This window comes from Streptomyces sp. NPDC000229 (assembly GCF_040300825.1).
Lineage (GTDB): Bacteria > Actinomycetota > Actinomycetes > Streptomycetales > Streptomycetaceae > Streptomyces.
On the sequence record NZ_JBEPEL010000074.1, the window covers coordinates 20219 to 32635 of the forward strand.

A 12417-nucleotide genomic window follows, 5' to 3' on the forward strand; every position below is an offset into this window, starting at 1 on the left:
TTGCCGCGGGGCTTGAGTCGATTTATCGTCCCAGCACGATTCGCGAGCAAGATCACAATATGTGAAGGGGCCGCGAGATGGTGGCGAAGAAGACCGCCGTGAAGAAGACGGCGTCCGGCAGATCCACCGCCACCGCCACGGGCGCGGCGGCCAAGGACACGACGGCGAAGAAGAGCACGGCGGCGACGGCGACGGCGACCGCGGACAGGGCCGCCTCGGCCCGGGCCCGGAAGACGGTCACGAAGAAGGCCGTGAGCGGGACGGCCCCGGTGCGGGGCGGTACCGCTGCCGCTGCCGCGAAGAAGGCGGACCGTTCCGCCAAGCGCGCCGAGACGGCGGAGGCCGCGGCGCCGACACCGCCGAAGCGCAGGACCGCCGCGTCGTCGGGCCGGGCCGCCTCCGAGCGAGCCGGCCCGGCGACGGGCGGCAGGAAACCCGCCACCAAGGCCACGGCGAAGAAATCGACCACCAAGGACGGCCACGCCGCGGAACCGACCACCGACGGCGTGTCCGCCAAGGGGGCGGCGGGCAGGAAGGCCGTCGGCGGCAAGGAGGGCGGTGCACCCGCGGCGGCCAGGAAGACGGCCGGTGAGAAGGTGCCCGCCAAGGCAACGGCGGGCAGGAAGGCGACTGCCGGCAAAACGGCGGCCAAGGAGGCCGAGCCGACCGCTGAGGGCGGCACGAAGGTGTCGGCCGCCGGACGGGCGGGCAGGAAGTCGGCTGCCAGGGCCGGTGGCGGGAAGGCCTCGGCCGAGAAGGCGGGCGGTGGGGAGACGGCCGCCCATAAGGGCGGTGCGAAGGCGTCTGCTGCCGGGCGGGCGGGCAAGAAGTCGGCCGGCAAGGGGGTGGGCGGGGAGGCGGCCGCTGGGAAGGGCGGTGCCAGGGCGTCTGCTGCCGGGCGGGCGGGGAAGAAGTCGGCTGCCGGGAAGGCGGTCCCTGAGGAGGCGGCCGTTGCGGACGGCGGCGGGGCGGTGTCCGCCAAGAAGGCGCCGGCCAGGAAGGCGGTCCGTAAGGAGGCGGCCGGTACGGAGGGGTCCGGAGCCGGGGCGGGCGGCAAGGCGGCGCCCCGTAGGAAGGCCGTCGCGGCGGCGAGGGCCGGGGAGGTGCCGTCCGGGGAGGCGGGTGCCACGGAAGGCGGCGCCAAGGAGGCGGCGGGCGCCAGGACGGCGTCTCGTAAGAAGACGGCCGGTAAGTCGGCGGCAGGCGAGAAGGAGGCCGTCGCCACGCGCCGGGTGGGGAAGAAACACGTGGCCGGAAAGGCCACGGGACAGGCCGCAGCCGCGGCCGAGGGGGCGGCCGAGGCCGCGGAACAGACAGGAGCCAGGACAGTGGCAGCGAAGAAGACCGCGGATGTGACCACGGCGCCGGCCGCCTCGGCCGTGCCCCTCGCCCGGGGCGTCGCCGAAACGGCACCGGAGGAGCTCGCCGTACGGCCCGGGGAGGAGCCCTGGACCCCCGAGGAGGTCGCGGAGGCGCGGGCCGAGCTGGAGGGCGAGGTGGCCCGCCTCCAGGCGGAGATCGCCGCCTCGGAGGAGGCCCTGTCCGGGCTGATGCGGGACTCCGGCGACGGCGCCGGGCACGACGAGGCCGACACCGGCACCAAGAACATCACGCGCGAGCACGAGATGGCGCTCGCCGCCAACGCCCGCGCCACCCTGGAACAGACCCAGCACGCCCTGCAAAGGCTCGACGCGGGGACGTACGGACTGTGCGAGGTGTGCGGCAAGCCCATCGGCAAGGCGCGCATGCAGGCGTTCCCGCGCGCCACCCTGTGCGTGGAGGACAAGCAGAAGCAGGAACGGCGCGGCTGAACCCGTACGTGTGTGCCGTACCCTCGTGCACAGTAGGCACCTAGGTTGAGGGACTCACGTGGCAGAGGCGGAGCGCATCATCGGTACGCCGGATGTTGACGACGAGGCTGCGGCGCCCGCCGAGCAGCCCAAGGGCAGGCGCCGCATCATGGCCCTGTTCGTCGTGGCCATGGTGGCCTACCTGCTGGACCTCGGCAGCAAGATGCTCGTGGTGGCCAAGCTGGAGCACCACGAGCCGATCGAGGTCGTCGGAGACCTGCTGAGGTTCGTCGCGGTACGCAACCCGGGCGCGGCGTTCGGCATGGGCGAGGCGTTCACCGTGATCTTCACCTGTATCGCGGCGACGGTCATCGTGGTGATCATCCGGCTGGCGCGCAAGCTGTACAGCCTGCCCTGGGCGATCGCGCTGGGCCTGCTGCTCGGCGGCGCGCTCGGGAACCTCACGGACCGGATCTTCCGCTCGCCCGGCGTCTTCCAGGGCGCTGTCGTCGACTTCATCGCGCCCGCGCACTTCGCGGTGTTCAACCTGGCGGACTCGGCGATCGTGTGTGGCGGGTTCCTCATTGTGATCCTGTCGTTCAAGGGGCTGGACCCCGACGGGACCGTCCACAAGGACTGACAAGGCATACTCGACGGGTGAGCACGATTCCCGAGATCCGTACGCTGCCCGTTCCCGATGGCCTTGAAGGCGAGCGTGTCGACGCCGCCATCGCCCGTATGTTCGGGTTTTCCCGTACCAAGGCGGCCGAGCTGGCCGCCGCCGGGAAGGTGCTCGTCGACGGCGCCGCCGTCGGCAAGTCCGAGCGGGTGAGCGGGGGCGCGTGGCTCGAGGTCGAGATGCCCGGAGCCCCGGCCCCCGTGCAGATCGTCGCCGAGCCCGTCGAGGGCATGGAGATCGTCCACGACGACGACGACATCGTCGTGATCGTGAAGCCGGTGGGCGTGGCCGCGCACCCGAGCCCCGGCTGGACCGGGACGACCGTGATCGGCGGCCTCGCGGCTGCCGGGTACCGGATCTCGACGTCCGGCGCGGCCGAGCGGCAGGGCATCGTGCACCGCCTCGACGTCGGTACGTCCGGACTCATGGTCGTGGCCAAGTCGGAGCGGGCGTACACGCTGCTCAAGGCGCAGTTCCGGGACCGTACGGTCGACAAGCGCTACCACGCGCTCGTGCAGGGGCACCCCGACCCGCTGAGCGGGACGATCGACGCGCCGGTCGGGCGTCACCCGAACCACGACTACAAGTGGGCCGTGACCGCCGACGGCAAGCCGTCGGTGACCCACTACGACCTGATCGAGGCGTACCGCGCCGCCTCCCTGCTCGACATCAAGCTGGAGACCGGCCGCACCCATCAGATCCGCGTCCACATGTCGGCCCACCGACACCCCTGCGTCGGCGACCTGACCTACGGCGCCGATCCGACGATGGCGAAGCGGCTCGGCCTGACCCGGCAGTGGCTGCACGCGGTGCGCCTGGGATTCGAGCACCCGTCGGACGGCCGATGGGTCGAGTTCGAGAGCGCCTACCCCGACGACCTCCAGAACGCACTGGACAGGATCGCCGCGGAGAGCGCGTGAGCGACTTCGTCGTACGGGAGGCCGTGAGCGAGGCCGACCGCGAGGCGGGTTTCGCCGTCCGCCGTGAGGTCTTCGTCGTGGAGCAGGGCGTACCGCAGGACATCGAGTACGACGCGTACGACGCGACCGCCGTCCATGTGCTGGCCGTCCGCCGGGCCGACGGCGCCGCGCTGGGGACCGGCCGGCTGCTGTACGGGGCCGACGCGGCCGGCAAGACCGGGAGCGCCGAGGGCGTGGGCTCGCTGGGCCGGCTCGCGGTGGCCGCGGCCGCGCGGGGCCTCGGCGTCGGCGTGGCCCTGGTGCGGGCCATCGAGGAGGCGGCACGCGCGCGTGGCCTGACAGCGGTGGACCTGCACGCCCAGACGCAGGTGATCGGGTTCTACAAGCGGCTGGGGTACGAGGCGTACGGCGAGGAGTTCCAGGACGCGGGGATACCGCACCTGGCGATGCGCCGCGTGCTGTGACGCCCGTGGCAGGGTTGAACTCCTGATCATCGTCGTGGAGTGAACGGCCGGAGGGCGCACCGTGGACCAGCTGGCTCTGCTGCTCGTGCTGCTGCTCGGGGCGGTACTGACCGTCCCCCTCGGGGAAAGGCTGGGGCTGCCCGCCCCGGTACTGATGACTCTCGCGGGCATCGTGCTGGCCCTGCTGCCCTTCGTGCCCAACGTGGAGATCCCGCCGGAGTTCATCCTTCCGCTGGTGCTGCCGCCCCTGCTGTACGCCACGGTGCAGCGGACGTCATGGCGCCAGTTCGCGGCCAACAAGCGGCCCATCTTCCTGCTGGCGGTGGCGCTCGTCTTCGTCACCACGGCCGCCGTCGCCGCCGTGGCGAGCGCCGTCGTGCCGGGCCTGCCGATCGCCGCAGCCGTCGCGCTCGGCGCGCTCGTCGCGCCCCCCGACCCGGTCGCCGCGACCGCTGTGGCGGGCTCTCTCGGGCTGCCGCGCCGGCTCGTGTCGATCCTGGAGGGCGAGGGGCTGTTCAACGACGTCACCGCGATCGTGCTCTACCACGTGGCGATCGGCGCGGCCGTCGGCGGAACGTTCTCCTGGGCGGGCGCGGCGGGTGAACTGGTGCTGTCCGCCGTCGTCGCCATCGTGGTAGGGCTCGCGCTGGGCTGGCTGACCAACAGGCTGATGGGGCTGCTGGGCGACGCGACCCTGCAGACCGGGCTCACCCTGCTGGTGCCCTTCGTCTCCTACGTGCTCGCCGAGGAACTGCACGGCTCCGGCGTGCTCGCCGTCCTCGTCACCGCTCTGTTCCTCGCCGAACACGCCATGGACGCCGACGATGTGATGGGCCGTATCGCCGGGCGCACCTTCTGGGAGATCGTCGACACCCTCGTCACGGGCATCGCCTTCGGGCTCATCGGCCTGGAGCTGCACAACGTCTTCGGCACGGCCGACGGGCGGGAGCTGCGGATGCTGGGCTGGGGCGGGGCCATCGTCGCGTGTGTCGTCGGCGTACGGCTGCTGTGGCTGCTGCCGGCCACGTGGCTCGCCAAACGGCTCCATACGCGGCGGGACGTCGACGAGGAGATCCCCATGAGCTGGCGGGAGACCGTCGTCATGTGGTGGTCGGGCATGCGGGGCGTGGCGTCGGTCGCGCTGGCGCTCGCGATCCCGCTGCGCACGGAGGACGGGTCGCCGTTCCCGGGGCGGGACGAGATCGTCTTCATCGCGTTCTGCGTCATCATGGCGACCCTCGTCGTCCAGGGCCTCACCCTGCCGTGGCTGGTGAGGAGGCTCGGCGTACGCGCCGACACGGACGCGGAACGGGAGCTGGAACGGAAGCTCGCCGTCCGGGCCGCCGGTGCCGCGAAACGGCGGCTCAAGGAGATCCAGGACGTCGAGGACCTTCCCGAGGACCTCCTGGAGCGGCTCCAGCGCGTCGCGTTCGACGTGGGGGTACGGATCAGCCCCGACCTGGTCGACGAGGAGCGGCGGTCGGCCGCCGCGAAGCGGGCGGAGCGGTTCAAAGCCATGCAGCGCATCCAGCGGGAACTGATGTCCGCCGCCCGCCACGAGGTCCTCTCCGCCCGCAGCGAGCCCGGCGCCGACCCGGAAGTCGTCGACCGCGTCCTGCGCCACCTGGACGTCCGCAGCCTGCGCTGACGCCCGCCCCGGGGAGCGTCTTCCCGTCAGGCCGGCCGGAGGATCAGCCGCGGCCCGTGCGGGGGGCGCCCTTGGCCGGGACCTCGCCGTCCAGGGCGTAGTTGTCGGCGTTGTTGCTGTGGACCTCCGACGCGCGGGGCGGGCGCCCGGACGTCTTGCCGCGCTCGGGCCACTGGCCGTTCGGGGGCAGCGACGCCGGGGACGTGGCGATGCGGGGAAGCGCGTACGGGTGCTTCTCGCACAGCCAGGTGACCATCTCCTCACGCACGACGCACCGCACCGTCCAGATGTCGTCCGCGTCCTTCGCCGTGACGACCGCGCGCACCTGGATGGTGCTCGGCGTGGTGTCCGTGACGGCCAGCGACCAGTCGCGGCCGTCCCAGGCCGGGCACTTCGCGAGGATGTCCTTCAGCTTCTCGCGCATCAGGCTCACCGGCGCCTTGTGGTCCAGGTGGAAGAAGACCGTGCCGGTCATCTGGGCGCCGCCGCGCGACCAGTTCTCGAACGGCTTGCTGGTGAAGTACGACACCGGCATCGTGATCCGGCGCTCGTCCCACGTCCGTACGGCCAGGAACGTGAGCGTGACCTCCTCCACCACGCCCCACTCGCCGTCCACCACCACGGTGTCGCCGATCCGCACCATGTCGCCGAAGGCGATCTGGAAGCCGGCGAAGAGGTTCCCGAGCGTGGACTGCGCGGCGACACCGGCGACGATGCCGATGATGCCCGCGGAGGCCAGCATCGACGTACCGATCGTCCGGAAGTCGGGGAACGTCAGCAGCATCGCCGCGACCGCCACCACGACGACCACCGCGGTGACGATCCGCATGATCAGCGTGACCTGGGTACGGACCCGGCGTACGCGGGCCGCGTCGCGGGTGGACGAGGCGTACCGGGCGTAACTGGACTCCACTATGGCCGCGGCGATCCGCACCACCAGCCAGGCGCTCGCCCCGATCAGCACCAGGCTCAGCACCTGGCCTATCCCGGCCTCGTGCTCGACGATGAGCCGCCAGCGAGTCTGGGCGTACGAGCCGCGCAGCAGCGCGGTGAGCAGGACGACCTGGAGGGGCAGGCGGCAGCGGCGCAGCAGCCCCCACAGCGGGGTCTCGTGGTGCCGGGCGTCGGCTCGGCGCAGCGTGACGTCGACGAGGTAGCCGACCACAAGCGTGAGCACGACCGAGCCACCGACGACGGTCAACGGGCGCAGTGCGTTCTCCATGGCTCCGTATCCAACTGGCAGGATGGCCGAATGAACATCATGCTCTTCCACTCGGCCTACGGTCTGCGCCCGGCCGTGCACGCGGCAGCCGATCGGCTGCGCGCCGCCGGGCACCACGTGCACGTGCCCGACCTGTACGACGGTCAAACGGCCGACACCGTTGATGAGGGCATGTCGATCAAGGACCGGATCGGCAAGGAAGAGCTGCTCAAGCGTGCCGTCATGGCCGCCGCTCCTCACTCCGAGGCAGGGCTCGTGTACGCCGGGTTCTCGCTGGGCGCGTCGCTGGCGCAGACCATGGCGCTCGGTGACGAGAAGGCGCGCGGGCTGCTGCTGTTGCACGGCACGTCCGACATCGCGCCGAACGCGTCGGTGGACGAGCTTCCCGTACAACTGCATGTCGCCGACCCCGACGCCTTCGAGCCGCACGACTGGCTGAACGCCTGGTACCTCCAGATGCAGCGGGCGGGCGCGGACACCGAGGTCTACCGGTACCCGGGCGCGGGGCACCTGTACACGGACCCCGACCTGCCCGACTACGACGAGGACGCCGCCGAGCGGACCTGGGCCATCGCCCTGTCCTTCCTGGAGAGCCTCAAGAGCGCTACGGACCGGTAGCGGCCCGTAGCGTTTCACGTTGCGGGCGCAGCCGCCGCTGACGGCCCCGCAGCGCGGCCGGGACCTGGTGGCGCGCGAGGCGTGCGCGCCGGCCCGGCTGAGCCCCCGCACGTGGTGACCGGCCCAGCACCCGCTCCCGTACGGTGTCGGCCGCCGCGGCGTCGTACCGCACCTCCTTGAGGGCCGGCTCGCGGTGGAGCACGGTGTCGCGTACCCGCCACACCGTGCCCATGCCCCCGCTGCCGAGCCGTTGCAGCAGCTCGAACCGACCGTCGATCACGTCCCCGGCGCACTCATGGCGCCAGGTGAGAGGGAAGTCAGCCGGCCCGGTACGCCGTCCAGTGGTCCTTCATGCGCTGCACCTGACCGCCCGTGAACTGGTACATGCACGCGTCGTACGTGTAGTCCATGAAGTTGTGGACCGGGTCGGCGCCCGTCTTGTTGACACAGGTGTCGCGCCCGGTCGGGCACTCGTATGCCGGGCTCTTCTCGGCGGGCGTGTCGGTCACGTAGTCGCCGTTGCCGTTACAGCCGCCCTGGAAGGTGTGGTAGAGCCCCATCCAGTGGCCGACCTCGTGCGTCGCGGTGTCGCCCTCGGCGTAGTTGGTGGCCGAGCCGCCCGGGAGGGAGGCGTCGAGCACGACGACACCGTCCATGGTCGGGTTGGACTTGTACGAGGACGGGAAGGTCGCCCAGCCGAGGAGGCCGCCACCGAGGTTGGCCGTGTAGAAGTTGAGCGCGCCGGCGCCACCCTGGCGGAGGGCGGACTTCATGGCCTTCTCCTCGGCCGAGCCCGAAGTCAGGTTGTACCAGGCGGCGTTGTTCGTGTAGTCCGTGCCGGCCAGCGTGAACTGGAAGCCGGAGTCGGTGTTTCCGGTGCCCTGGCCGCCGAAGGCGGAGTTGAGGACGGCCATCTGCGCGTTGATGTCGGTCGCGCTGAGCTTGCCGGTCTCACCGTCGTGGATGACGTGGAAGTAGACCGGGATGGTGGTGGCGGCGGCGACGTTCATGCGGCTGCCGTTGGCGCGCGCCGCCTCCAGTCTTCTCTTCAGGTCCGCGTCCATGGCCTTGGCCTTGGCGTCGGTGACCTCGTTGGGCTCGTGGGCGTGCCCGGCGCCCTCGGGGTGGATCTCACGTGCGGTGGCGGCGGCGCTCGAACCCTCGGCGCACTCCTCGGTGACCGTGGCGACCGGCGACGTGGCGGCGGCGACACCCGTCGGGGCGGAAAGCGGGAAGAGGGCCAGGGATCCAGCCATGACCGCCGTACTGAAAACACGGCGGTGCATACGTGGAGATATTCGGGCAAGAGCACGCATGGTGACTCCTCGCGGGGGTTGTGGAGAGGGCCTTCCTCGCCACCGCGGGGACATTACGTGGCCATGTCAGATCTTGATGAGCATTGAACAAGCCCAATCAATCGTTGAGTAATTGAAGACATCGGGGAGAAATCCTGTGGTCCGTCCCAGACCTTGAGACGTCCGCGTAATGGACCCGGCACCCAAGGCGGGCGGTGTGTCCCCATTCGATCTCCGGAACACGCCGCCCGCCATGCCTCTGTGATCTCCCGTTAACAGGAGCGGATTTGGCTGAAAAGCATCGCTGAGGGGCCGTCAGTGAACCGGGGAATACACCCGCTCGACCTTCTGCGTCCCACTGAGCGTCCGGTAGGAGCGGATCCAGGCCGAGGAGGCGTCCGCCTTCGTCTTGTCGGAGACGGTGTAGTAGTCCATCTGCGAGCGCTGCGGGGTGACGTCGAGGACGCCGTACCCGTGGTTGTCCATGTCCACCCACTTCACATGGCGGTTGGCGCCCCTGATGGCCGTCGCCGCGACCAGGGAGACGGTGCCGGGGGCGACATGGAGGAGGTCGTCCAGGTTGTCGGAGGTCACCGAGGTCACCACGAACTCGGTCGCCGCCGACCGCGACACGGGGTAGGTGGCCGCCTTCACCGGCACGTCGTTGGCCCACGCCATGTGGATGTCACCGGTCAGGAACACGGTGTTGGCGATGGCCCGGTCCGTCAGGTGCGCGAGCAGCTCGCGGCGGTCGTCCGTGTAGCCGTCCCACTGGTCCACGTTGATCGCCAGGCCGCCCTTGGGCAGGCCGAGGAGCTCCGCGACCGGCCCCAGCAGGTGGGACGGCAGGGAGCCGAAGGCGACCGGCGAGATCATCACCGAGGTGCCGACCAGCCTCCAGGTCGCGTCGGAGGCCGCCAGGCCCGCCTTGAGCCAGTCCAGTTGGGCGCGGCCGGTGAGTGTGCGGTCCGGGTCGTCGACCTGGCCGCTGCCCGTCGGAGCCTGCTGCGAGCGGAACGAGCGGAGATCCAGCAGGTGCAGGTCGGCCAGCTTGCCGAAGCGCAGGCGGCGGTAGACCGTGCCCTCGGTGGAGGCACGGACCGGCATCCACTCGAAGTACGCCTGCTTCGCCGCCGCCACACGGGCCGCCCAGTCGCCCTCCGCGCCCGGCGTGTGGTTCTCCGCGCCGCCCGACCAGGTGTCGTTGGCGAACTCGTGGTCGTCCCAGACGGCGATCACCGGGTGGGCGGCGTGCAGCGCCTGGAGGTCGGCGTCCGTCTTGTAGGTGGCGTGCCGCAGGCGGTAGTCGGCGAGGGTGACGATCTCGTGCTTCGGCTCGTGCTGCCGTACGGCGTACTCCGGCTCGGGATAGCCGCCCGACTCGTACTCGTAGATGTAGTCACCGAGGTGGAGGACCGCGTCCAGGTCGGCCCGGGCGGCCAGGTGGCGGTATGCGGAGAAGTGGCCGGCCTCCCAGTTGGCGCAGGAGACCACGCCGAAGCGGACCCCGGCCGTCGTGGCGTCGGCGGCCGGGGTGGTCCGGGTCCGGCCCACGGGGGAGACGGTCGTCGAGGCGTCCGTACCGGCTATGAAGCGGAAGTAATGGACGGTCTCCTGGCGAAGGCCCCTTACATCCACCTTGACGGTGTGGTCGGAGGCGGCGGTCGCGGTGACCGCGCCCCGCGCCACGATCCGGGAGAAGCCTCTGTCCTCGGAGACCTCCCATCTCACCTCGGTGTCCGGGCCCTTGCCGGATCCGGGAAGGGCGTCGGGGGTAGGAGTCACGCGCGTCCACAGCAGGACGCCGTCGGGCAGGGGGTCGCCGGAGGCGACTCCGTGGAGGAAGGCGGGGGCCTGGACCTCCGCCGCGGCGGACGGGACGGAGGCCAGGACGGGAGCGGCGACAGCGGTGGCGGCAGCGGCCTTGACGACCGTGCGGCGGCTGGGAGCGGAAGGGTAACGACTGGTCACGGCCGCACAGGCTACTGATCGGTAGAGCAGGCGGCGGGCCAACTCCTCAGAGTTCGCCCGCCCGTTGGCCGAAAGCCGTGCCCCGCTCGCCGGATCTACCCCTTGAGCGCCTTGTCGACCGCGGCCGTGAAGTCCGAGGCGGTCATCGGGGCGTTGCCCCGCGCGTCGGTGACGGGCTTGCCGTCCATCTTCAGCGTGGGGGTGCCGGTCACCCCGCTCTTGTCGAAGGCCTCGGACATCTTGAGCGCCCAGGCGTCGAAGGTGCCCTCCTCGACGTTCTTCTTGAACGCGGCGTTGCTCTTCAGCGCCGGGACCGTGTCGGCGACCTCCAGGAGGTAGGAGTCCTTGGCGAACTTGTCCTTGCTCTCCTCGGGGTGGAACTTCGCCGAGTAGAGCGCCGCCTTGTAGTCCAGGAACGCCTCGGGGCTGACATCGAGGGCGGCGCCCAGCGCGGAGAGGGCGTTCTTGGAGCCCTCGCCCTGGTCGCTGTTGTCGATGAAGGTGGCACCGATGTACTTGATCTTGTACTTGCCCGCGGCGACGTCCTTCTCGATCGTCTCGCCCACCCCCTGCTCGAACGTCGCGCAGATCGGGCAGCGGGAGTCCTCGTACAGCTCCAGCGTCTTCTTCGCGGCCGGCTTGCCGATGACGAGGTCGGTGCCGTTCTCGCCCGAGGTGTTCTTCGGTGCGGTGACGTTCTTCTGCTCCTTCGCCGCCTCCCAGTGGGAGGGCTTGTTCGCCTGCATCACGGCGTAGCCGATGCCGCCGGCCACCGCCAGGACGGCGACGGCCGAGACGGCGACGGTGATCTGCCGGCGGACCTTGTCCTTCTTGGCCTGGCGCTCGCGCTCCTGGCGCAGCCGCTCGCGGGCCGCCGCCTTGTTGGCCTGGCTGTTGCGTGCACTCATGGTGGTCTTCTCCGTGGGAAATCCGTGCGTAAGGGTGGGGACTGCGATGCTCAGGCGGCGAGAGCCGCCCGGCACGGCGGTCCACGCCGCCCCACGCAGTGCACGAGAAGACGGGTACGGGACGGACGCGGCCGGCTCCCGGGCCGTGGGCGCCGCTGCACCGCCGGGCGCACCGCGCCGACCACGGCGATCACGAGCAGCAGCGGCCGGAACGCGAAGGTGGCCGCCGAGCGCACCAGCCCGGCCAGCGCGCTCTCGCCCCGGCGCAGCCAGGCCGAGGCGATCAGCCCGACCGTGAGGTGCGCCGCCAGCAGCAGCCAGGGCAGCGCCGGGTCGGGGGAGCGGAGCAGGGCCGCGGCGCCGCTCTCGGGCGTGACACCGGGCAGCGGAGCGCCCACGGCGCCACCGCACAGCACATCGACGCCCACCGAGCGCAGGGAGCCCGCCACGGGGCCGCCGGCCGGTCCGTAACAGAGGTGCTGACCCGTGGTGAACACGGTGTCGGCGGCCAGCTCCAGCGGGACGAGGAGGCCTGCGATGCTCCAGAACCCGCGTTCGGCACCGGCCAGCGCGTACGCCACTCCGAAGACCCCGGCCGCGACACCGGCCACGGTCGCGGCCGGCAGCGGAACCCCCGACAGCAGCACATGGGAGGCCACGGACAGCGTCACGACCAGTGCCGTGAAGAACGCCGCCCGCAGCCACCTGAGCCGGGTCCCGGATATGTCGTCCATCGCCCGAGAGTGTGCCACGCCTTCCTGTAAGCAGTCCCTAAAGGATCCGGCCTCCCCGGCCGCTCCTGGAGAGCGGCTAGGTCGTGTCTTTCGGATCTTGCCGGGCTCGCGAGCCCTGGCACGCGCATCTGCTGCGTTGTCGTCGGTCGCCAATGCTCCGCAGTGGCT

At 71.1% G+C, this 12417-nt stretch carries 12 protein-coding genes; 6 read left to right on the forward strand and 6 right to left on the reverse strand.

Annotation, left to right across the window (positions count from 1 at the left end; translation table 11 throughout):
* Window positions 1-77: 77 nt before the first annotated feature.
* The 5 genes from ABT360_RS27840 to ABT360_RS27860 all read left to right on the forward strand — a co-directional run bounded on the left by ABT360_RS27840 (window position 78) and on the right by ABT360_RS27860 (window position 5501).
* Window positions 78-1811 carry a TraR/DksA C4-type zinc finger protein gene (locus ABT360_RS27840; protein WP_351822144.1) on the forward strand — a complete coding sequence of 578 codons (1734 nt, stop codon included), beginning with the start codon at window positions 78-80 and terminating at the stop codon, window positions 1809-1811.
* Between the two features lie 58 nt (window positions 1812-1869).
* Window positions 1870-2430, forward strand: coding sequence for a signal peptidase II (gene lspA / locus ABT360_RS27845; protein ID WP_351822147.1), 561 nt, complete (start codon window positions 1870-1872; stop codon window positions 2428-2430).
* Between the two features lie 17 nt (window positions 2431-2447).
* A complete protein-coding gene (locus tag ABT360_RS27850; protein ID WP_351822150.1) occupies window positions 2448-3389 on the forward strand; it encodes an RluA family pseudouridine synthase in 942 nt (313 codons plus the stop codon).
* Complete coding sequence (locus tag ABT360_RS27855; protein ID WP_351822153.1) at window positions 3386-3853, forward strand: GNAT family N-acetyltransferase; 468 nt, start codon at window positions 3386-3388, stop codon at window positions 3851-3853. The genes ABT360_RS27850 and ABT360_RS27855 overlap by 4 nt, the downstream gene beginning before the upstream one ends.
* A 61-nt stretch (window positions 3854-3914) precedes the next feature.
* Window positions 3915-5501, forward strand: coding sequence for a Na+/H+ antiporter (locus tag ABT360_RS27860; RefSeq protein WP_351822156.1), 1587 nt, complete (start codon window positions 3915-3917; stop codon window positions 5499-5501).
* A gap of 43 nt (window positions 5502-5544) precedes the next feature.
* On the opposite strand, the gene ABT360_RS27865 is transcribed toward ABT360_RS27860, so the two are convergent.
* Window positions 5545-6723, reverse strand: coding sequence for a mechanosensitive ion channel family protein (locus ABT360_RS27865; RefSeq protein ID WP_351822160.1), 1179 nt, complete (start codon window positions 6721-6723; stop codon window positions 5545-5547).
* A 30-nt stretch (window positions 6724-6753) separates the two neighbouring features.
* Here ABT360_RS27865 and ABT360_RS27870 point away from each other — a divergent pair, with 30 nt between their 5' ends.
* A complete protein-coding gene (locus ABT360_RS27870) occupies window positions 6754-7341 on the forward strand; it encodes a dienelactone hydrolase family protein (RefSeq protein WP_351822163.1) in 588 nt (195 codons plus the stop codon).
* On the opposite strand, the gene ABT360_RS27875 is transcribed toward ABT360_RS27870, so the two are convergent.
* The 5 genes from ABT360_RS27875 to ABT360_RS27895 all read right to left on the reverse strand — a co-directional run bounded on the left by ABT360_RS27875 (window position 7328) and on the right by ABT360_RS27895 (window position 12249).
* Complete coding sequence (locus ABT360_RS27875) at window positions 7328-7621, reverse strand: hypothetical protein (protein WP_351822181.1); 294 nt, start codon at window positions 7619-7621, stop codon at window positions 7328-7330. The genes ABT360_RS27870 and ABT360_RS27875 overlap by 14 nt on opposite strands.
* A 37-nt stretch (window positions 7622-7658) precedes the next feature.
* Entirely contained in the window at window positions 7659-8657 is a 999-nt protein-coding gene (locus tag ABT360_RS27880; RefSeq protein WP_351822166.1) for a zinc metalloprotease, read from the reverse strand.
* A 294-nt stretch (window positions 8658-8951) separates the two neighbouring features.
* On the reverse strand, window positions 8952-10607 hold the full coding sequence (locus ABT360_RS27885; protein ID WP_351822169.1) for an alkaline phosphatase D family protein: 1656 nt from the start codon (window positions 10605-10607) through the stop codon (window positions 8952-8954).
* Between the two features lie 95 nt (window positions 10608-10702).
* Window positions 10703-11515: a DsbA family protein gene (locus tag ABT360_RS27890; RefSeq protein ID WP_351822172.1), complete on the reverse strand. Its 813-nt coding sequence runs from the start codon at window positions 11513-11515 to the stop codon at window positions 10703-10705.
* A gap of 50 nt (window positions 11516-11565) precedes the next feature.
* Window positions 11566-12249 carry a hypothetical protein gene (locus tag ABT360_RS27895; RefSeq protein WP_351822175.1) on the reverse strand — a complete coding sequence of 228 codons (684 nt, stop codon included), beginning with the start codon at window positions 12247-12249 and terminating at the stop codon, window positions 11566-11568.
* Window positions 12250-12417 lie beyond the last annotated feature (168 nt).

Coding starts and splice junctions, on each gene's coding strand:
- ABT360_RS27840 (WP_351822144.1), top strand. CDS start 78: ATGGTGGCGAAGAAGACCGCCGTGAAGAAGACGGCGTCCGGCAGATCC.
- ABT360_RS27865 (WP_351822160.1), bottom strand. CDS start 6,723: ATGGAGAACGCACTGCGCCCGTTGACCGTCGTCGGTGGCTCGGTCGTG.
- ABT360_RS27870 (WP_351822163.1), top strand. CDS start 6,754: ATGAACATCATGCTCTTCCACTCGGCCTACGGTCTGCGCCCGGCCGTG.
- ABT360_RS27880 (WP_351822166.1), bottom strand. CDS start 8,657: ATGCGTGCTCTTGCCCGAATATCTCCACGTATGCACCGCCGTGTTTTC.
- ABT360_RS27890 (WP_351822172.1), bottom strand. CDS start 11,515: ATGAGTGCACGCAACAGCCAGGCCAACAAGGCGGCGGCCCGCGAGCGG.
- ABT360_RS27895 (WP_351822175.1), bottom strand. CDS start 12,249: ATGGACGACATATCCGGGACCCGGCTCAGGTGGCTGCGGGCGGCGTTC.